The sequence below is a fragment of the Streptomyces sp. NPDC050433 genome, assembly GCF_044458565.1.
In the GTDB taxonomy this organism is placed as follows: Bacteria; Actinomycetota; Actinomycetes; order Streptomycetales; family Streptomycetaceae; genus Streptomyces.
Genome location: NZ_JBITIB010000025.1, coordinates 37,437 through 57,120, shown reverse-complemented (window position 1 = coordinate 57,120; position 19,684 = coordinate 37,437). Strand labels below are relative to the sequence as shown.

General features: G+C 72.4%; 11 protein-coding genes and 1 pseudogene. 5 read left to right on the top strand and 7 right to left on the bottom strand.

What is annotated here, in order from left to right; translation table 11 throughout:
- The first annotated feature begins 14 nt into the window (after positions 1-14).
- Entirely contained in the window at positions 15-209 is a 195-nt protein-coding gene (locus ACIBLA_RS27370; protein ID WP_363245758.1) for a hypothetical protein, read from the top strand.
- On the opposite strand, the pseudogene ACIBLA_RS27365 reads toward ACIBLA_RS27370, so the two are convergent.
- Positions 180-408, bottom strand: a pseudogene (locus ACIBLA_RS27365) (DUF779 domain-containing protein); the annotation flags it as partial. The gene ACIBLA_RS27370 and the pseudogene ACIBLA_RS27365 sit on opposite strands and share 30 nt — an antisense overlap.
- Before the next feature lie 260 nt (positions 409-668).
- Between ACIBLA_RS27365 and ACIBLA_RS27360 the strand changes: the two are divergent.
- A complete protein-coding gene (locus tag ACIBLA_RS27360) occupies positions 669-1,376 on the top strand; it encodes an SGNH/GDSL hydrolase family protein (RefSeq protein WP_363245759.1) in 708 nt (235 codons plus the stop codon).
- 88 nt (positions 1,377-1,464) lie between these two features.
- Here the strand turns inward: ACIBLA_RS27360 and ACIBLA_RS27355 are convergent, their stop codons facing one another.
- Genes ACIBLA_RS27355 through ACIBLA_RS27330 form a run of 6 tightly spaced genes read right to left on the bottom strand, consistent with a single transcriptional unit; the run spans position 1,465 to position 17,322 of the window.
- Positions 1,465-3,372, bottom strand: coding sequence for an ABC transporter ATP-binding protein (locus ACIBLA_RS27355; RefSeq protein ID WP_399200168.1), 1,908 nt, complete (start codon positions 3,370-3,372; stop codon positions 1,465-1,467).
- A gap of 44 nt (positions 3,373-3,416) precedes the next feature.
- Positions 3,417-4,601, bottom strand: coding sequence for a glycosyltransferase (locus ACIBLA_RS27350; protein WP_363245761.1), 1,185 nt, complete (start codon positions 4,599-4,601; stop codon positions 3,417-3,419).
- Positions 4,598-5,410: an alpha/beta hydrolase gene (locus ACIBLA_RS27345; RefSeq protein ID WP_363245762.1), complete on the bottom strand. Its 813-nt coding sequence runs from the start codon at positions 5,408-5,410 to the stop codon at positions 4,598-4,600. Before ACIBLA_RS27345 ends, ACIBLA_RS27350 begins: the two co-directional genes overlap by 4 nt.
- Before the next feature lie 4 nt (positions 5,411-5,414).
- On the bottom strand, positions 5,415-5,726 hold the full coding sequence (locus ACIBLA_RS27340) for a phosphopantetheine-binding protein (RefSeq protein WP_363245763.1): 312 nt from the start codon (positions 5,724-5,726) through the stop codon (positions 5,415-5,417).
- Positions 5,723-10,384 (bottom strand): beta-ketoacyl synthase N-terminal-like domain-containing protein, encoded by a 4,662-nt coding sequence (locus ACIBLA_RS27335; protein ID WP_399200167.1) that lies wholly within the window; start codon positions 10,382-10,384, stop codon positions 5,723-5,725. The genes ACIBLA_RS27340 and ACIBLA_RS27335 overlap by 4 nt, the downstream gene beginning before the upstream one ends.
- A complete protein-coding gene (locus tag ACIBLA_RS27330) occupies positions 10,381-17,322 on the bottom strand; it encodes an SDR family oxidoreductase (protein WP_399200166.1) in 6,942 nt (2,313 codons plus the stop codon). The genes ACIBLA_RS27335 and ACIBLA_RS27330 overlap by 4 nt, the downstream gene beginning before the upstream one ends.
- Positions 17,323-17,895: 573 nt before the next feature.
- Here ACIBLA_RS27330 and ACIBLA_RS27325 point away from each other — a divergent pair.
- From ACIBLA_RS27325 to ACIBLA_RS27315, 3 genes are read left to right on the top strand one after another with little or no spacing between them, the layout of a single operon-like run.
- Positions 17,896-18,429 (top strand): methylated-DNA--[protein]-cysteine S-methyltransferase, encoded by a 534-nt coding sequence (locus tag ACIBLA_RS27325; protein ID WP_363245766.1) that lies wholly within the window; start codon positions 17,896-17,898, stop codon positions 18,427-18,429.
- 27 nt (positions 18,430-18,456) lie between these two features.
- Positions 18,457-19,062 (top strand): RNA polymerase sigma factor, encoded by a 606-nt coding sequence (locus tag ACIBLA_RS27320; protein ID WP_399200165.1) that lies wholly within the window; start codon positions 18,457-18,459, stop codon positions 19,060-19,062.
- Positions 19,043-19,663 carry a methylated-DNA--[protein]-cysteine S-methyltransferase gene (locus ACIBLA_RS27315; RefSeq protein ID WP_399200164.1) on the top strand — a complete coding sequence of 207 codons (621 nt, stop codon included), beginning with the start codon at positions 19,043-19,045 and terminating at the stop codon, positions 19,661-19,663. Before ACIBLA_RS27320 ends, ACIBLA_RS27315 begins: the two co-directional genes overlap by 20 nt.
- Positions 19,664-19,684 lie beyond the last annotated feature (21 nt).

Genomic DNA, 19,684 nt, shown 5'->3' with positions numbered 1-19,684 from the left:
GGAGGAGGTTGGCGATGGCCATTTCGATCTCACTGGTTCTGCTACTGACGGTGCTCACCGTGATCTTCGTGCGCAACGGCGGACTCAAGCTGGGGCACGCGATCTGCTGTGTCCTGCTCGGGTTCTTCCTCGCCGGCACGAGCATGGCGCCGACCATCGAGGACGGGATCAGCTCCACGGCGGACGTGGTGAGCAGCCTCCAGCCGTAGGCCCGTTGGCCGTTGGCCTTTCTTGCCCCGCCCCTCCACGACGTCGACGATCAGCCGGGTGTGCCGCCATGCCTCGTACTGGCTCACCGACATCCAGAACGGCACCGGCTCCCTGACGCCCGTGGTCCGCCCGCAGTCGCCGTATCAGATCGGCGGCGGCGGGCGTCACCTCCACGCGCGCGGTCTCCTCTTCGCTCATCCTGCCAGTGAACCGCACTCAACGTTGCAGGCAGGTTGCGCGCCCGGCCGGGAGCTTCCCTGAATTGCCATCAGATAATTTATGACCGGGTATACCGCGGGGCATCAACTGGTGCTATTTATATAGAGTCCATGACCCCACTCATCGGAGAAGTATTCGTGCGCTCAAAAAGACCAATCATCGCCGCTCTGTTGGCAATGGTCGTCGCCGCAACCGTAGCCCCCACAGCGAACGCGGCACCGAAGGCGGACGGTAAGTACGTGGCCATCGGCGACTCCTACGCGGTCGCTCCCGGTACGCGTACCTACGACAACCCCGACGACCCGTGCCGGCGCGGTCCGCTGACCTACCCCCGGCTCTGGGCCGCCCAGCACGCGTCCACCGCGTTTGTTGAGGCCTCGTGCTCAGGCGCGACCACGGCCGACGTCGTCAGCACCCAGATACCGCAGCTGACCGCGGACACCACCCTGGTAACGGTGCAGGTCGGAGGCAACGACGTCGGTTTCGTCGACGTCCTGACGAACTGCATCCTGACGATCGACGACGCGGACTGCATCGCCGGCGTCGAACTCGCGAAGCAGGCCGCCCAGGGTGCGCTGTCACCCGCGCTCGCCCAGACCTACGGTGCGGTGCGGGCCGCCGCCCCGTCGGCCAAGGTCGTCGTCGTGGGCTACCCGCGGCTCTACAAGATCGGCGGTTCCTGCGGGATCTTCGGTCTCAGCGACGCCGAGCGTTCGGCCATGAATTCCGCGGCCGACGTGCTGAACGACATTATGGCGAGCCGCGCGGCCGAGGCCGGATTCACCTTCCTCGACCCGCGTCCCGCATTCGACCCGCACACCATCTGCTCGGGTGGCTCGGAATGGGTGACGAGCCTGGAGTGGGACAAGATCAACGAGTCCTACCACCCGAATGTGGAAGGCCACAGGGACGGATATCTGGCAGCCCTGAACTCGATTACCGGCTGACCGGAACGCAATTGATCGAGAGCCGCACAGAGAACGACTAGAACAGGTGAGGGCATTCCGCGAACGAGCGGAATGCCCTCACTCCTTTTCACCGGTTCATCGGCACCGGCTCCCCGGCCGCACCGCCGGTGCCCGCGACGCCTTCGACCGCCGCGACGCCTTCGAGGGCCGCGCCTTCGTCGCCCACCAGCATCTGGGACGCGGCCAGTTCGCGGTACAGCACGTCCGCCTCGACCAGCTCCTGATGCGTTCCCGTGCCACGCACCCGGCCGTGCTCCAGCACCACGATCTGATCCGCGCCCGTCACCGTGGAGAGCCGGTGCGCGATCAGCAGCACCGTGCAGCGCCGCGCCGCCTGCTCGACCGCCTCGCGCAGTGCCCGCTCGTTGTTCGCGTCGAGCTGTGCCGTCGCCTCGTCGAGCAGCAGCACCTCCGGACCGCGCAGCAGAGCACGCGCGATGGCGAGCCGCTGGCGCTCGCCGCCGGAGAGCGCGACCCCCCGGCTGCCGACCTCCGTGCGCAGCCCGTCGGGAAGTCGCGCGATCAGCGAGTCGAGCCGTGTCAGTCGCAGGACCTCCGCGATCTCCTCGGCCGACACCTCGGAGGCCGCGTACGTGAGGTTGTCCTCGATCGTCCCCGCCATGACGGGGGACTCCTGCTCGACGTACGCGATCCGGCGGCGCACCTCGGCGCGGGGCAGGGTGGCGATGTCCACACCGCCGATCAGGATCCCGCCGGCCGCCGGCTCGTAGAACCGCTGGAGCAGCGCGAACATCGTGGTCTTTCCCGCACCCGAGAGACCCACCAGCGCGCTCTGCGTACCGCCGCGTACCGTGAACGAGATCCCGCGCAGCGCGGGGGACCGGTCCGGGTAGGAGAAGTGGACGTCCCGGAACTCGACCGCCGGTGCGTCCTTCCCGTCCCAACGGCCGCCGCCCGCAGCGGAGTCGGCGTCCAAGCCGTCCACGTCGTCCTCGATCGGCATCCGCCCCACCTGCTCGATACGCCCCACGGCGCCGAGCCCCTGCTGGAGCATCCCCAGCCCCGCGACCAGCGAGCCGATCGGACTCGCCAGATAGAACACGTACAGCAGGAACGCGATCAGCGCCGACGCCTCCAGACCCCCCGAGGCGACCAGCGCGCCGCCCACCCCGAGCACCGCGAGGAACGCCGCCTGGATGGAGACGCCGGACAGCACCTTCACCATCGCCACGTACCGCGCGCCGACCAGACCCGCGCGGTACGCGCCGTCCACGGCCTCTCCCGCGCGCGCCGTCTCCCGGCCCTCCGCGCCGTTGGCCTTCACGGTCCTGGCCGCGCCCAGCGCCCGGTCCAGCGCCGCGCCGACGGAGCCGATTGAATCCTGCGAGCGGGCGACCGCCTCCCGGATGCGCGGCAGGATGAGCACCATCACCAGCGTGACGCCGAGCAGTACGGCGACGGTCACCCCGAGCAGTCCCAGATGCACCAGGCCCATCAGGACCACGGCGCCCAGGATGCTGAGGACCCCGTTGGCGACCATCACCAGGCCCTCGGTCGCGGCGTTCTGCACGAGGGTGCTGTCGGAGGTGACGCGGGAGATGAGATCGCCCGGCGCGCGGCGGTCGAGTTCGGGCACCCGCAGCCGGATCAGCCGGAACACCAGATCCCGGCGGATCTGCCGCACCACCCGCTCCGAGGTGCGCTGCTGCCACCACGACTGGAGCCCGGTGAGCACCGCCCCCAGAACGACCAGGGCGGCCAGGAGCAGGACAGGCCCCATGACGCCGGTTCCGTCGCCGAGTCCGTCCAGGACGTGCTGTGCCACCAGCGGTTGTACGAGGCCGGCCCCGCTCGCCGCCAGGAGGAGCAGCAGAGTGGCGCACAGGACGAGGCGGTGCGGCCTCGCGTACCCGAGCAGGACGCGCAGCGGAGCCGTACTTGACGGTTCGTCAATCACCGTGGCGTCACCGGCGGGTCCGGTGCGGGAGTCGGGGGGAGCGGAAGCCGATGTCATGGGGGGTCCTGGTGGCGGTGGGGGGAGGGGCAACGGGGTGGGGGTCAGCCGGACGCGGGGACGGGGGCATGCCGGGCCGCGATCCGTTCGAGGTGGTCGGCGGCGGCGGACCTGCCTCCCGCCGCGCGCAGCGACCGGCCGATGGACTCGGCGGCGGCCCGGTGCCCGCCGGTGTTGTCCAGCACGGTCTCGATCGCGGCACCGAGCCGGGCGGCGTCCACGCGGCGGAACCGGACCCGCACCCCGGCGCCCGCGTCGACCACCTGTCCCGCGACGATGGGCTGGTCGTCCCGGATCGGGGCGAGCACCAGCGGCAGGCCGTGCCACAGCGTCTCGCACACCGTGTTGTGGCCGGCGTGGCAGACGACCGCGTCGGCCCGTGCCAGCAGGTCGAGTTGGGGCACGTGCGGGCGCACGATCACATCGGGCGGTACGGCTCCGAGGGTGCGGCCGGGATCGACCACGACCCCCTGCACCCGGTCCCGGAGCACGTCCAGCGCGGTCACCGCCTCGGTGAGGAAACGGCCCCCGGCGTCCGCGTTGGCCGTGCCGAGCGAGACGAGGACGAGGCGGCGCGAGGGGTCGAGCCGGTCCCAGGGGAAGTCCGAACTCCCGGCGCGTGGCGCTACGGCGGGGCCGACCAGATGGACCTCCTCGCTCGGCAGCGGCGTGTCACCGACCAACTCACGCCCCGTGAAGGCGATCACGCCGTGCGGCGAGTAACGCGGATCGCCCTGCGCCGACGGATCACCGATCCGGGCCCGCAGCCCGCCGAGCAGATCGGCCAGCCAGGCCCCCACCTTCGGCAACTCCGCCAGCGGGTCCACGAGTTCGGCCGACGTGGTGGCCGAGGAGATGTGCACGATTCCGCGCCGCTCGGCGACCAGCGCGCCCGCGACGGCGTGCTGGTCGGTGAACACGGCGTCGGGACGGAACGCGTCGATCGCCGCGTCGACGCCCGGCGCCATCAGGTCGGCGAGCGGGACGAAGAACTTCTCCCAGAGGTACTGGAAGGCGGCGGGCCCCGCGAGGCCCGGCGGCCGGGTCAGCCCGGCGTCCGGCATGGTGCACTCGTACACCTGGGCCTGTGGGCCCGTGAGCGCCCGGATCTGATCGCCGTAGCCGGCCCACGCCACCTCATGTCCCCGGTAGGTCAGTTCATCGGCGACCGCGGCGAGTGGGTTGGTGTGACCGACCAGTGGGGGGACGACGAGCAGGAACCGTGTCACCGCACCGCCTCGGCCAGGGTGTGCTCCGTCACCCAGCGCAGGATCAGGTCCAGCGTCTCCTCCGTGCGCTCGACCAGCACCGAGTGGCCCTGCTCGGCGAGGACCACGGTGCGGCACGACATCAACTTGGCCTCCAGGTCCGGCACTTGCGCGCTCAGACCGGACTCGTCGCCGAAGATCGCGAGCACCGGGCAGCCGTCGAGCGCGTCGAGACTGTCGTCGATGACGCGTCCGGCCGGGACATCCTCGGCCAGGGTCGTCGTGGCCAGGATGCGGCTCGCTCCTCGGGACAGCCGGGCGGTGTGCGCGCCGTGGTTCGCGGAGATCCAGCCGATGACCTCCTCACGGGCGAGCTCGTTCTTGGCGTCCGCCAGCCCGTCGGCCATGTGCCGGGCCCACTCCGCCACCGGCGGCTCGGACTCGATCATGGTGACGGTGGCGACCCGGTCGGGGTGCCAGGCGGCGAACGCGGTCGCGATCGTGCCGCCGAAGGAGTTGCCGACCACATGCACCCGGCGGCTCTCGCCGAGCGCGTCGAGAACGCCGACGAGATCCCCGACGAACGATTCGAGGCGGTACCCCGTGGGTGGCCGGTCGCTGCGGCCGTGGCCCCGCAGGTCGTACATGATCACGTCGATGCCCGCAGCCGCGAACGCCGGGCCGAGCGTGAAGTAGTAGCTGGCCAGGCTGTCCGTGAGCAGACCGTGGACGAACACCACGACGGGCGTCTCGCCGCCGTCGGCCGGCGGGTGCGCGGCGGGCAGCCGCTGGACATGCGTGGTGATCTCGCCGGTGCCTATCTTCGCCATCGGATCAGACCTGCCCGGAGGTGCGCAGGGAGGCGGAGACATAGTCGACCAACTCGCCGACCGTGAGCGCGATGATCTCGCTCAGTTCGAGATCGGCGATGAACAGGGCGAGGTTGACCTGGTCGCCGTAGTGCTCCCGCAGCGAACCGGCCAGGGTCACCAGGTCGATGCTCTCCAGTTCGAGATCGTCGTGGAAGGTGGTCTCCCGTGTGATCTCGGCGTCGTCCAGGCCCTCCTCCGCCAGCATGGTCCGCAGCATCGCGATGATGTCGCTCTCCACGGCCGCCGCCACGCTTGTCTCGGTTTCGGTGGTCATTCCGAATCTCCTGTCTGGTCAGTCTGTTCGTCGTTCTCCGTCGTCGTCCACGCGACGACGTAGTGCCGATCCGGCAGCCCCGGCGGATTGGCTGTCTTCTCCAGGCGCACCTCGTAGAGCCGTCCCCCGGTGACGACTCGTGCGCGGTTCTCGTCGGCGGCCACCACGCGGTACTCCGCCGGGCGGCCACGCAGACCTGTGCCGCGCGCCTTCGCGACGGCTTCCTTGGCGGTCCAGAAACGGGTGAACCACAGGGCGCCACTGCCCGGCGACCTCGCCACCAGACCGTCGAGCAGGGTGAGTTCGCTGGTGTCGCACGCGGTCTCGACCGTCGCGCGCGGCCGGTCCGTGATCTCCTCGATGTCGATCCCGCAGGTCCCGCGCGCGGCGACGGCCACCCCCGTCTCGCGGCGGTGCGCGATCGAGACCGTCAGCTCGCCCAGCGCCCGCCCGTGCACCCCTTCGACCAGCGGGCGCCCCGACGCGTCGTTGCGTACGGAGATCTCGGCCGGATAGATCTCGCCCGCGCCCTCCCGCCACAGCAGCCCGCGCACCGCGTCCTTGGCGGCGATCCGCCCCAGCAGCCACTGGCGCCTGCGCACCGGCGGCAGGGCTTCGTAACGGGACCGCTCGGCGCTGCCGAGTATGTTGCGCATGATCAGCTCGCGGGTCGCCAGGTCCGGCCAGCGCTCGTGGACGATCGTCCGACCGCCCGGCCGCGCCGTGGACAGGGTGTTCTCGCCCGGGAAGCGGTCCACCGCGCGGATGTTGGCGTCGGTGTCGAAGCGCCGGTCCTGCCAGCCGGTGAACTCGGCCCAGACCACGCCGTCTTCACCGATCAGCTGCATGTCGGCCGTGAGCGTGAGGTCGGTGACCTCGGTGATCCGGATCAGACAGGTCAGCCGCGTGCCCGGCCGCGGGTGCGGCCCGTGGAACCGGATGCGCTCCATACGGACCGGGAACACCGTGGTGCGTTCGGTGAGCGTGGCCATGATCCAGTAGCCGAGCAGCTGACCGACGTTGTCCAGCAGGGCGCCGGGCGCGTCGGGGGCGGTCAGCACCCCGCGTACCCACCGGTCGCCGATCGCTGTCAGCTCGCTGACGCCCTGGAAACGCGGCCCGTGGAACATCCACCGCTCGCTGTAGAGCTGTTCGGCCCGCATTCCGGGGACCCGTTCGACGGCGGTGTCGACCGGCCAGGCCGGGGGAGGCGCCGGGTGGGCGGGGCTGAGTTCGACCACGGCGCGCGAGTAGCCGGTCAGGCCGACCTCGACCCGGTCGGATGCCAACTGCCTTACCTCCACCGGCACATCGACGGCGGGCATCGCCTCGATCCACTTCAGCAGGCGTACGTCGTGGACGGCGACCGCCCGCGTGCCGGGCACGGCGTGTTCGGCGATCTCCATGAGATGGCCGATGACGGTGGTGGCCGGGACGATCGGCCAGCGGTCGCCCTCGTCGGGCCAGCCGGGGCGCTGCCGGAAGAAGCAGTGGTCGAGGAGGTACGGCATCTCGCCGACGTCCACGCGCAGCGACGCGGGAACGGCGGGAACTGCGGGAACGGCGGGAACGGCGGGCTCCGGTGGGGGGAGCGGGGACGCCGTCGGCGTCCCCGCCGGAGCGGTCCCGGCCGTCAGCGCTGTCAGTGCCGTCCCCGCCGTCCCCGCCATCCCCGCCGTCGGGTACGCGGCCCGCGCCGCGATCAGCTCGTCCGCGACAGCCGCCGTGTCGTTCATCAGCGCCGACAGTTCGGCGGCGATCGGGAACCCGGCACCGGTCCGGCCGAGCGCGACCAGCCGGTCGAGGGCATTGCCGTCGCCCAGCGGCCGGGCCGCCGGGGGGTGGCCGATGCTGTCGGCGAGCAGCTTCTTCGCCTGCTCGGGCAGGGACACCAGCGCCCCGCCGAGGTCGAGCCGGACGCCGGGCCGGACCCGCCCGGCACGCGCCGGAGCGGTGGCGGCGGCCGTGAGAGGCGCGGATCCGAGCAGCGGACCCACGTCCGGCGCCCCGCCCTCCACCCACAGCGCGGTGACGACGCGGCGCAGCTGCGCCAGGCTGTCCCGCGCCGAGGAGTGCGCGGCGACGACCAGCCGGTCCTTGCCCGCCAACGTGTCGTCGATCAGCGAACCGAGCTGACCGGCGCCGAGTTGGATGAACACGCGGTGACCCGCGTCGTGCATCGTGGTGATCAACTGCCGGAACCGCACCGGTTCGAGCAGATGCCGGACGAACAACTCCCGTACCGCCGCCGGTTCGTGGGGATAGCGCGCGGCGGTCGTCGCCGACCAGACCGGTGTGGACTGCGGGTGCAGCGTGTACGTCTCGGCGGCCCGCCTGATCGGATCGAGATACGGGGCGAGCATCGGGGTGTGGAAGCCGGAGCGGAACGGCAGCACCTGCCCGATCACGCCCCGCGTGCGGAACCGGTGGACCAGTTCGCCGACCGCCTCCTCCGGACCGCAGATCATCGACTGGTTCGGCGCGTTGTCGTGCGACAGCACGACGTCGCTCCGGCCCGCGAGTTCGGCGAGCACCCGGTCTGAGGGCATCCCGAGCACGGCGAAGGCCGCACCGGGCACGCGCAGCGCGTCCGGGTCGAAGCCCGCGAGGAACGTGTCGACCTCGTCGGCGGCGTGAATCCCGCCGCAGGCCATGGCCGTCCACTCGCCGACGCTGTGCCCCGCGACGGAGTCCGGCACCACCGACAGCCGACGCAGGGCCGTGTCGAGGAGCCGCCCGAGCTGGAAGACCGCCGCGCCGTGCCGGCCCACGTCGCCGACCTTGGCGTCGTGCCCCGGCGACCACACCAGGCCGAACCGCTCGGCCAGGGAGTCCACTTGGGCCTCGAACTCGGCTTCGAGACCGGGGAAGACGAACGCGGTCGTGCCGCCGCCGGGACCGAGCAGCGGACGCGGGCTGAACCACACGTCGCTGCGCCCGCGCCAGGCCGCGCCCTTCGTGACCGCCTTCCTGGCCAGCTTCAGTCTGCGCGCCGTCGGGTCCACGATGCCCAGCCGGACGGGGCCGTGGGCGGGCGCGCGCTCGTCGAGACCGGCGGCCAGCACCGTCGCGTCGTCGGCGTCCAGCAGCGCGGCCAGCGTCGCCCGATCGGGGGCCGCCAGCCGCAGCACCCGCTCCGGCTCGGTGACGGTCGCGGTCGCGGTCGGGGACGTGCCTGTGGTCGTGGTCGCGTTTGTCGTCGCTCGCGCCGTACGCCCGCCGGCCGGGACCGCCCCGGCAGCCGCCGACGTCGCCTGCTCCAGCACCACATGGGCGTTGATGCCGCCGAAACCGAACGCGTTGACACCCGCCCTCCTCGGCGCGCCCGTCGCCGGACTCTCCCACGGCGCCGACCGGGCGAGCGGGGCGAACCGCGTCGCCTCCAGCGCGGGATGCGGGTCCTCGCAGTGCAGCGTCGGCGGCAGCACCCCGTGATGGAGCGCGAGCGCCGCCTTGATCAGCCCCGCGACACCGGCTGCCGGCATCGTGTGACCGATCATCGACTTCACGGACCCGATCGCGGCACGCGCGCCCACCGCCGGGCCGAACACCTCGGCCAGGGTGGTCAGTTCGGCACGGTCACCCGCCGGGGTCGCTGTCCCGTGCGCCTCCAGCAGACCGATGGAGTCGGCCGCGCGCGGGTCGAGACCCGCCGCGTCCCACGCCTGCCGTACGGCGCGGACCTGACCGCCGGGATCGGGGTTGAACAGACTCGCCGAACGCCCGTCGCTCGCCACACCGGTGCCGGAGACGACCGCGTACACCCGGTCGCCGTCGCGCTCCGCGTCCGCCAGCCGCTTCAGCACCACGATGCCGGTGCCCTCGCCGATGAGCACACCGTCGGCATCCTGGTGCAGCGGCCGGATCCGCTCGCTCGGCGACAGCGCGCCGAGCTGGCTGAACACGCTCCACAGCGTGATGTCGTGGCAGTGGTGCACCCCGCCCGCGAGCATCACGTCGCACCGGCCGCTGTTCAGTTCGCGTACGGCGTGGTCGACCGCCACCAGCGACGAGGCGCAGGCGGCGTCCACGGTGTACGCGGGACCACGCAGATCGAGCCGGTTGGCGACCCGTGACGCGGCCAGGTTCGGCACCAGCCCGATCGCCGACTCCGGCTGCTCGGGCCCGAGTTGACCCGCGAACGCCGACCGCACCTCCTCCAGCCGGTCATCACCCAGCTCCGGCGCCAGCTCGCGCAGGGTGCGCACCAACTGGTTGGCCGTACGCACCCGTTGGTCCAGCCTGACCAGACCCGGCGTCAGATAGCCACCCCTGCCGAGGACGATGCCCGCCCGCTGCCGGTCCGCCGGCAGCACCGGCTCACCACCGGCGTCGGTGATCGACCGGTGCGCCACGTCCAGCGCGATCAGCTGGTCCGGCTCCGTACCCGCGACGGAGGTCGGCATGATGCCGAACCGCGTCACGTCGAACTCGGCGCTCTGGTCGACGAATCCGCCGCGCCGGCAGTACACCCGGTCGCTGCGCGGGGGGCCTCCGGGCGCGTAGAACTCCTCGTCCCAGCGTCCGTTCGGCACCTCGGTGATCGAGTCGACGCCGTTGACGATGTTGTGCCAGTAGCTCTCCAGATCGTTGGCGCCCGGGAAGTACACGGCCATGCCGACGACGGCGACCGGAGTGCGGGAGTCCACCGAGGTCACCAGCCCGACGCGGTATAGACGGCCGCGTGCACCTCGGGCGCGCCCCAGGCCAGCTCACGCAGCAGGCTCAGGGGCCCCTCCTCGGGGTCGATGAGCTTGATCCCCCGTGCGGCGTACGAGCGCATCAGCGCCGGTGTGACCATGCCGCCGTTGGTCTCGGCGGCGGCCCACGGGCCCCAGTGCACGGTCAGCCCGCGGCGGTCGTCCGTCGACCAGCGACGGCCCAGCTCCTCCAGCGCGTCGTTGGCCGCCGCGTAGTCGGACTGGCCGCGGTTGCCGAGCGCGGCGGCGATGCTGCCGAACAGCACGGCGAACCGCGGGCCGCGCGGCAGCACGTCCACCGCGTCGAGCACGGCGCGCGCGCCGTCGACCTTGGTGGAGAACACCCGGCCGAAGGACTCCGCCGACTTCTCGGCCAGCAGCTTGTCCTCGATGACCCCGGCCGCGTACACGACACCGTCGAGCCGGCCGTGCTCCGCGTAGATTTCTTTCACGGTGGCCTGTACGGACTCCGTGTCCAGCACGTCGACGCAGTGGTAGCGCACCTCGCTGCCGAGCGCCCGCAGCGCGTCGACCGTGGAGCGCACCTCGCGCTCGGCGAGCACCGCCCCGACCAGGCGCTCCACCTCGCCGGGGGAGGTCAGGCCGGTGGCCAGGAACGCGGCCCGCAGCCCGGCACGGTCGGTGGCGCCGGCGGTGGCCGGGTCCTCCGCCGTGGCTGGGACCGGGGTCCTGCCCATGAGTTCGATCCGGCACCGGCTCGCCGAGGCGATCGTGCGGGCGAAGCGCGCGGTGATCCCGCGCGCGCCACCGACCAGCAGGACGACCGACTCACGGTCGAGTCCCGCCGCCTCGGCCTCCGCCTGGCCCTCGCCGGCGGGTCCGGCCCCGGTGGCGGCGAGCGCGCCCAGATCGGTCGGGGTCAGCCGCAGCGCGCGCCGCTTCCCGCCGTCGGTGAGGACGACCGGCTCCTTCTCGGTGGCGGCGAGTTCGGTGACGAGGCCGTCGGCCACCGTCTCGGTGCTCGCGTCGGCCGACACCTCGACCAGGGTCGTCTTCATACCGGGGTACTCGCGGGCGACGCTACGGAAGAAGCCGCGCAGCCCGCTGGCCGCGCCTTCGGCCCTGCGCTCGACGGCGACGAGCGTCGCGGGCGCGCCCGCGAGCGCCGCCTGGAACAGCGGGAGCGCTTCGGGGAGCGGCGGCTGCGCCGTGTCCAGCGTGTCGAGGACCACCACGGCGTCGGCGGTGGCCGTCGGCAGCTCACCGGCCGGTACGAGCGTGGGCGAGGCACCGGCCGCGCGCAGCCGATCGGCCAGGGCTGTCGCCAACTCGCCGCCGCCGAGCAGCAGTACGGCGGCGCCGGCGGTGATCGTGCCGGTCACCTCGTCCAGCGGCTCCTCGGTGAACTCCAGGCGCTGCGGGGCCAGGATCTCCGCCTCGGCCTCCGCGTCGGCCGTACCGCTCCCGACCGGCGCCTCGCCCGCCGCGACCGGTTCCGCCTCCGGCGCGTCGGCACCCGTCAGCCGTTCCACGAGCAGTCCGGTGATGCCGGAGGCAGTGCGTGCCGTGCTGAGACCGTCCAGCTCGCCGCTCGCGTCGAGGGGCAGGCCGAGGCGTACGGCGAGTTCGCCGGCTATCTCGGCGCGCTTGATGGAGTCGACGCTGAGGTCGGCCTCCAGATCCAGCTCGGGCTCGATCATCTCGACCGGGTAGCCGGTGCGCTCCGCCACCACGTCCAGTACGGCGGCGAGCACCGATTCCGGATCCGCCGGGGACGCGGCCGGCTCGGCCTCCGCGACGGCCGCGACGGTCGCGGGCCCGGCCTGGGCCACGGCCGTGGTGCTGGGGCCCGCCGCCGCGGTGGGGGACACGGCGGCGGGCAGTGTGAGGACCGACGGTGCGGTCGGTGCGGCGACGGCGGCGACAGCGGCCGGCTGCCAGGCGACCGGAGCCGGCGCCTGGACGGCGGCCACCGCTCCCGGCCCGCCGAGATAGGTCATCAGGACGTCGCGCTGGGCGGCGACCAGATCGCGGCTGGTGCGCAGGAACTCGGCGACGAGCGCGTCCGGTGCGCTGTGGGGGGAGTGGGGGGACTGGTTCTCCGGCACGATCAGCTCCGTAACGGGTCGGGCGGGGTGCAGCGCGGTGGGGGGAATGGTGCCGTCGGCGAGCCGGACGAGCTGGCCGTCCACGGTCCAGCCGGGGCTCCGCCCGGCGACCGCCGTCTCCGGGTCGACGGCGTCCCGGCCCCGGAAGAGCCGGCCGGTACGGACATCGGCCCCGCTGACGGCGAGTTGGGCCAGGGCGGTGAGGAAACCGCTCAGTCCGCCCGGTCGGCCACCGTCGAGCGGAACCGTCCGGTGGGGGCGGTCCCCGAGGACGGCCGAGACCAGCCGGCTGAGCACCCGGCCGGGACCGACCTCGGCGAAGACGCGGGCACCGGCGGCGTACATGGCCTCGATCTGCTCGGCGAACCTGACCGGCGAGCCGATCTGCGCGGCGAGCCCCGCCCGTACCCCTGCCGGGTCGCTCGGATACGGCTCCGCCGTGCGGTTGGCCCATACGTCGAACGCGGGCGGATAGACCGTGAGCGCGTGGAGGCGTTCGGCGAAGGCGTCACCGGCACCGGCCAGCAGCGGACTGTGGAAGGCACAGGCCACCTGGAGCGGTTTCACCGAGTGGCCGGCGTCCCGCAGCCGCGCGACGGCCGCGCCCACCTGCTCGGTCGGGCCCGAAATGACCGTCTGGGTGGGCGAGTTGCGGTTCGCGGCGACGACCTCCCCGCCCAGGCCGGCCAGCCGCAGCACCTCGTCCACCTGCTCGGGCGACGCGGTGACGGCGGCCATCGTGCCGGGGTCGCCGCCCGCCGTCCTGGACAGGATCGCCTCGGCGCGTGCGGCGCTCGCGGTGATGACGTCCTGCGGGGAGAGCGCCCCGGCCACGCCGAGCGCCACCAGTTCGCCGTAGCTGTGCCCCGCCGCCATGTCCGGGCGTACGCCGACGGAGGCGAGCAGTTCGGCGGCGGCGAGTTCGACCACGCCGAGCGCGGGCTGGGCGACGGCCGTGTCGGTGATACGGGCCAGCTGCCCGGCCTTGCCCTGCTCGCCGAAGGCGGCCGGCGGGTGGAGGATGTCCGCCCAGCGCGCGCCGAGTTGGAGATAGCGCTGCAACTCGGGGAAGGCGACGAAGAGTTCGGCGAGCATGCCGGGCCGCTGGCTGCCCTGGCCGGGGAAGAGGAACGCGAGCTTTCCGTCAGCCGGGACCCCAACTCCCACGTCCGCCGCGTGGATTCCCGCATCGGGAGCGTGCTCCCCCTCCGCCGCGCGCCGCAGCAGCTCGGGCAGCGCGGCAAGGCTGTCCGCCACCACGGCGATCCACACGCGCTCGCCCCGCACGGCGGCCCGGTCGGAGCGCCGTGCGGCACTACGCGCGAAGTCGCGCAGCTTCCCTTGGCCACCCTTGGCCAAGAGCTCCTGGAGCGCCCGGACCGACCGCTTGGCCGCCTCGGCGTCCTGCCCCCGGAAGGTGAAGAGTTCGGCCGGCCAGGCGTCGAGTGAATGCGCGGGTGGCGCCTGGGTGTACGCGCGTAGAACGGCGTGGAAGTTGGTGCCGCCGAATCCAAAGGCGCTGACGCCCGCGACACGCTCCGCCGGCTCCACCGCCCAGGGCGTCGCCGTCGTGTGGAAGACGAACGGACTGCTCTCCGCCTTCCAGGCGGCGTTGGGCTCCTTCAGATGCAGCGTCGGCGGCTTCACGCCGTGGTACAGCGCCAGCGTCACCTTGATCAGTCCGGCGAGTCCGGCGGCGCACTTGGTGTGCCCGATCTGCGACTTGACCGAGCCGACCGCGCAACTGGCCACCTCCGCACCCGCCTCGGTGAACACCTCGGTGAGCGTGCTCAGTTCGGTACGGTCCCCGACGACGGTGCCGGTGCCGTGCGCCTCGACCAGTCCCACCTCGGCCGGCGAGACACCGGCGTTGCGGTAGGCGCGGGTGAGGGCGGCGTGCTGTCCCTCCGGGCGCGGCGCGGTCAGCCCGAGCGCGCGTCCGTCGCTCGCGCTGCCGACCCCGTCGATCACGGCGTACACCCGGTCGCCGTCGCGCTCCGCGTCCGCGAGGCGCTTGAGGACCACGCAGGCGACGCCCTCGCCGAGGGCGATGCCGTCGGCGGCGGCGTCGAAGGTGGCCGAGCGGCCCGTGGGGGAGAGCGCGTGCACCGACGAGAACAGCAGGTAGTCGTTGATGCCGTTGTGCAGGTCGGCGCCGCCGCACAGCACCATGTCGCTGGTGCCGGCGACCAGTTCCTTGCAGGCGACGTCCACGGCGGTGAGCGAGGAGGCGCACGCCGCGTCGACGGTGTAGTTGGCACCGCCGAGGTCCAGCCGGTTGGCCACCCGTCCCGCGATGACGTTGGCGAGCATTCCGGGGAAGGAGTCCTCGGTGAGCCGGGGCAGTTGCTCGTCCAGCGCGGGCGGGATCGTACCGATGTAGCCGGGCAGCACCGTACGCAGCGTCGTCGCGTTCGACAGGTCGCTGCCCGCCTCGGCGCCGAACACCACCGACGTACGGGCGTGGTCGGTGCCCTTCGCGTCGTACCCCGCGTCGGCGAGCGCGCGCCGAGCGGCCTCCAGTGCGAGGAGCTGCACCGGTTCGACGGCGGCGAGCGAGGCCGGCGGAATGCCGTAGCGCAGCGGGTCGAACGGGATCTCGGGCAGGAAGCCGCCCCAGCGGGACGGGGTGCGTTCGCCGTCGCCGTCCGGCGCGTAGTACCGCTCCTGGTCCCAGCGCTGGGCGGGGACCTCGGTGACACAGTCCTTGCCCGCGAGGATGTTGGCCCAGAAGTCCGCCAAGTCGGGGGCGCCGGGGAACATGCCGGCCATGCCGACCACGGCGACCCGCAGCGGCTCGGGAGCGGGCCGTTCCGTCGTCGCGCCGATGCCGAGCGGACCGCGCAGCTCCGTGCCCCTGGTGCGCAGCCGACCGGCGGCGCCCTCGCTCACGGCGTCGTGCAGCGCGGCGACGGTGGTCACGGCCTCCCGGAGCACCACGACCTCACCGGCCATGAACATGCCCTCGTCGGCCTGCCGGGTCTCGTCCACGGCGAGCAGGTCGTCGCCGACGCGCTCGATGCCCTTGCTGGCGAGCCGGAGCCGTCCGACGTTGAACCGCTCCAGGCGCTCCCAGATCTCCCGGTCGGGCACGCCCTGTTCGCGCAGCTCGTCCTTGAGCGCGGCGAAGTCGGTGCTGATGGCGCTGCGCGCGCACCGGGTGGCGTGGCCGGGCGCCGTCTCCAGGAGATCGGTCCGCTCCGCTTCGAGGATCCGGCGCTGGAAGAGCGGCTGGATGGCGCCGCCGCGTACCGCCTCCTCGGTGAACAGGTAGGCCGTGCCCATCAGTACGCCGAACGCGACACCGGCGCGGGTCAGCGGGGCGGCCAGTGCGGCGGCCATCGCGGCCGACCGCTCGTCGTGGATGCCGCCGGCGAACAGCACGGTCAGCCCGGCCGCCTCGGCCCCGGCTCCGTCGCCGGACTCCGCGAGGAAGTCGAGCAGGACCTCGGTCTGCGCCTCCCACAGCGGGAAGCTGTTGCGCGGTCCGACATGACCGCCGCACTCGGCGCCCTCGAAGATGAACCGGCGCGCGCCCGCGGCCAGGAACTGGCGCAGCAGTCCGGGCGACGGCACATGCAGGAAGGTGGTGATGCCCTCCGCCTCCAGCGCCGCCGCCTGGGCGGGCCTGCCGCCCGCGATGATCGCGTGCGTGGGCCTCAGTTCCCGTACGACGTCGAGCTGCGCGGCCTTGATGTCCTCGTCGGCGAAACCGAGCACCCCCACCCCCCACTTGGCGTCGCCGAGCGCGTCGCGGGTGCGCTCCAGCATCGAGCGGGTCCGCTCCGCGTTCGCCAACGCCAGTGCGAGGAACGGCAGTCCGCCCTCTGCCGCCACCGAAGCGGCGAACGCGGGCTCGTCGCTGACGCGCGTCATCGGCCCCTGCGCGACGGGCAGCCGGGTGCCGAGTGCGCGCGCGCCGGCCGATCCGGCGGCCAGCGCGGCGGCGGGGGCGTCGTCGGCGAACGCATCGGCCATGGCGGCCCCGATGCCGCGTACAGCCTCGGCCACCGTGGTCCAGCGCTCGGCGAAGGAGGCGGCGAGGAAGGCGTCCTGGCCCAGCGGGACGAACTGCGTACGCAGATCGTCCGTACCGATCCTGGCGGTGAACTCGGCCTGATCCGAGGGGAGTTCGGGGGCGCCGGGGCCACGGCGGCGCAGGACGCGCACCCCGTGGTGGAGAACGGTCTCGGAGCCGTCGAGCCCGGCGAGGACGCCGGTGAGTTCGGTCGGCAGTCCCGCCTCGTCGAACAGCGCGAGCTGGGTGTCGAGCACGACGCCCGCCGCGCCTCCGGCGACGGTGGCTGCGGCCGTGTGCGGTCCGATGCCGCCGCAGGCCCAGGCGGGCAGATCCAGGGCGGGTTCGGCGAGCACCTGCTGGAGCAGGACGAAGGTGCTCAGCTCACCCGCGCGTCCGCCGCTCTCCGAGCCGCGCACGACGAGACCGGTGGCGCCGGCCCCGGCGGCGCTCAACGCCTCGGCCAGGCTGGTGACTTCGACCAGGACGCGGCGGCCGGCGAACTCGGCGGGTGACCGCGCGGGGTCGGCGAGCAGCACCGTGTCCACGAGTTCGGGCAGCTCACCGGCGGTCGCCGAACAGCCTTCCCGTATCCGGACGCCGAACGGCCCGGCCGACCAGCGGCAGGTGCGGTCGAGCAGATCGACCACCTGCCGGGGGTCCTCGGTCGGCAGTTCGAGCACACCGATCGCGCCGGCAGCGGCGGCTGTGGCGGTCAGTCGTGGGGACGGCCGCTGCAGAGGGTTGATCACGATGACCGAATGCGGCAGGGAAAAGTCGTTGGACCAGGAAGGTCCTGGAGTCCGCATGAACTCTCCAGATGCGGGGGGCAGTTGTGGGGATTGGCAGTTAAGTGCTCGCGCTTCCCCAGAGTCAACCGATCACAGAGAGTCGTCGTCCCGATTTATCGAACATCTGTGCGTCTTTGTGGCGCGCTCGATTCGGGCGGCCGGGGGGTTGGAGGACGTTTTTCATGTGCGTCATCCGTGGATCATGTCGGCGAAATCGACCTGACATGCTTACGGAACGTCCGGCACTCATTCACGCGTGAGCCTGTGCTTCAGATCACAATAACTATCTCGATGGGTGTCCGGTATCGGCCTTATGGCTACACAGCGTGAGGAAGCTCCGGCGGGCGGGCACGCTGAGCCCCGCGGCCGGGTTTCGCCAGTTCAGCGGCGCGAAATGGTCGTATCCCGCGCTTCTGGAAACCTTCTTTCGCACGGTTCCGACACTCAATGTCCACGGAAAGACAAAAGGTTGGCGACGGAGCGCAGCGGAGAACCACCCCGCCGAACAACGCGAAACGCGACCTCACACTCTCCCGCCACCACGCGTCTACCTACTGAAGCAGCACCTCGCAAACGAAGGAGGCCGGGACCATGAACGACACGGGCACGCGCACCGACACCCGCCACGCGGTCGTCGAGACATCCCTCGGCGGACTGACCCTGGTGGCGTCGGGCGACGCGATCACCGGCCTGTACTTCCCGCACCACTGGTACATGCCGTCCGAGGAGAGCCTGGGCCGGCGCGTCGACATCCGGGACGACACCCTGCTCGGCCGGGCCGCGACGCAGCTCGACGAGTACCTCGACGGCGACCGGACCACGTTCGACCTGCCGACGCGCACGAACGGGGACGCCTTCCAGGAGCGGGTCTGGACGATGCTCCGGGAGATCCCGTTCGGCGAGACCACCACCTACGGCGAACTGGCCGAACGGCTGGGGAACAAGGCACTCGCGCAGTCCGTGGGCCAGGCCGTCGGCCACAACCCGCTCTCCATCATCGTGGCCTGCCACCGGGTGGTCGGGAGTAACGGGAAGCTCACGGGCTTCGCCGGCGGCCTGGAGCGCAAGCAGCGACTCCTGGAGATCGAGGAGCCCGCGACCGTCAAGGAGTCCAGGCTCTTCTGACCAGGGAACTCCGCACCGGCACACAGAATGACGGACATGAAGAAGCCATTTGAGCGGGTCGTCGAGGAACACGCGGACACCGTGCTCCGCGTGTGCCGGGCGGGGGGGGGGGGGGGCCCCCCCCCCCCCCCCCCGGGCGGGGGGGGGGGGCGGGGGGGGGGGGGCCCCCCCCCCCCCCCCGACGCCTGGTCCGAGACGTTCCTCGCGGCGTTGCGCGCCTACCCGGACCTGCCGGACGACGCCAACGTGGAGGCGTGGCTGGTGACCGTCGCCCACCGCAAGGCCATCGACATCACACGCGCCGGACAGCGGCACGCCGTTCCGGTCGCGGACCTGCCCGAGCGGCCGTCGGCCGTCGGACTGCCGGGCGAGACCGACCACGACCTGTGGCGGGCCGTCAGAGCGCTCCCCGCGAAGCAGCGCCAGGCGGTGGCTTACCACCACTTCGCCGGACTGCCCTACCGGGATGTCGCGGAGATCGTCGGCGGCACCCCGGAAGCGGCGCGCCGCGCCGCGTCGGACGGCGTGAAGGCACTCAGAACCGCACTCGGAACCGCACCCAGAACCGAACTCGGCACCACCCTCACCGACCGAAGCGAAAAGGAGCGAAGCCATGAAGGACACCACCGGTGACCCGGACGTCTCCCCACTCGTCGACCGCGCCGCGGCCGACCCCGAGACGCTCGCTCGGCTGCACAGCAGGCTGGAGGACGCGGCGGCACGCGACGGCCTGCTCGACGTCGCGTACACCGTGATCGACAGCCCCGTCGGACGGCTCCTGCTCGCCTCCACAGAGAAGGGCCTGGTCCGCGTGGCCTTTCACAACCAGAACCACGACAAGGTCCTCGACGACCTGGCCGGCACCCTGAGCCCTCGGGTGCTGCGCGCCCCGAAGCGCCTGGACGGCGTGGCCCGCGAACTCGACCAGTACTTCAGCGGCGAGCGCCGGACGTTCGACCTGCCGCTCGACATGTCGCTCTCGCACGGGTTCCGGCAGCTGGTGCAGCGTCACCTCCCGGAGATCTCCTACGGACGGACGCTCAGCTACGGCGAGGTCGCCAGGCTCGTCGGCAACCCGAAGGCGGTCCGCGCCGTCGGTACGGCCTGCGCGACCAACCCGCTGCCCGTCGTCGTCCCGTGCCACCGCGTGCTGCGCGCCGACGGAACGCTCGGGGGTTACGCGGGTGGCGCCGCCGCCAAGTCGGTCCTGCTGGATCTGGAGGCCGCGGCCTGACCTGCCGCGCGCCGCTGCCAC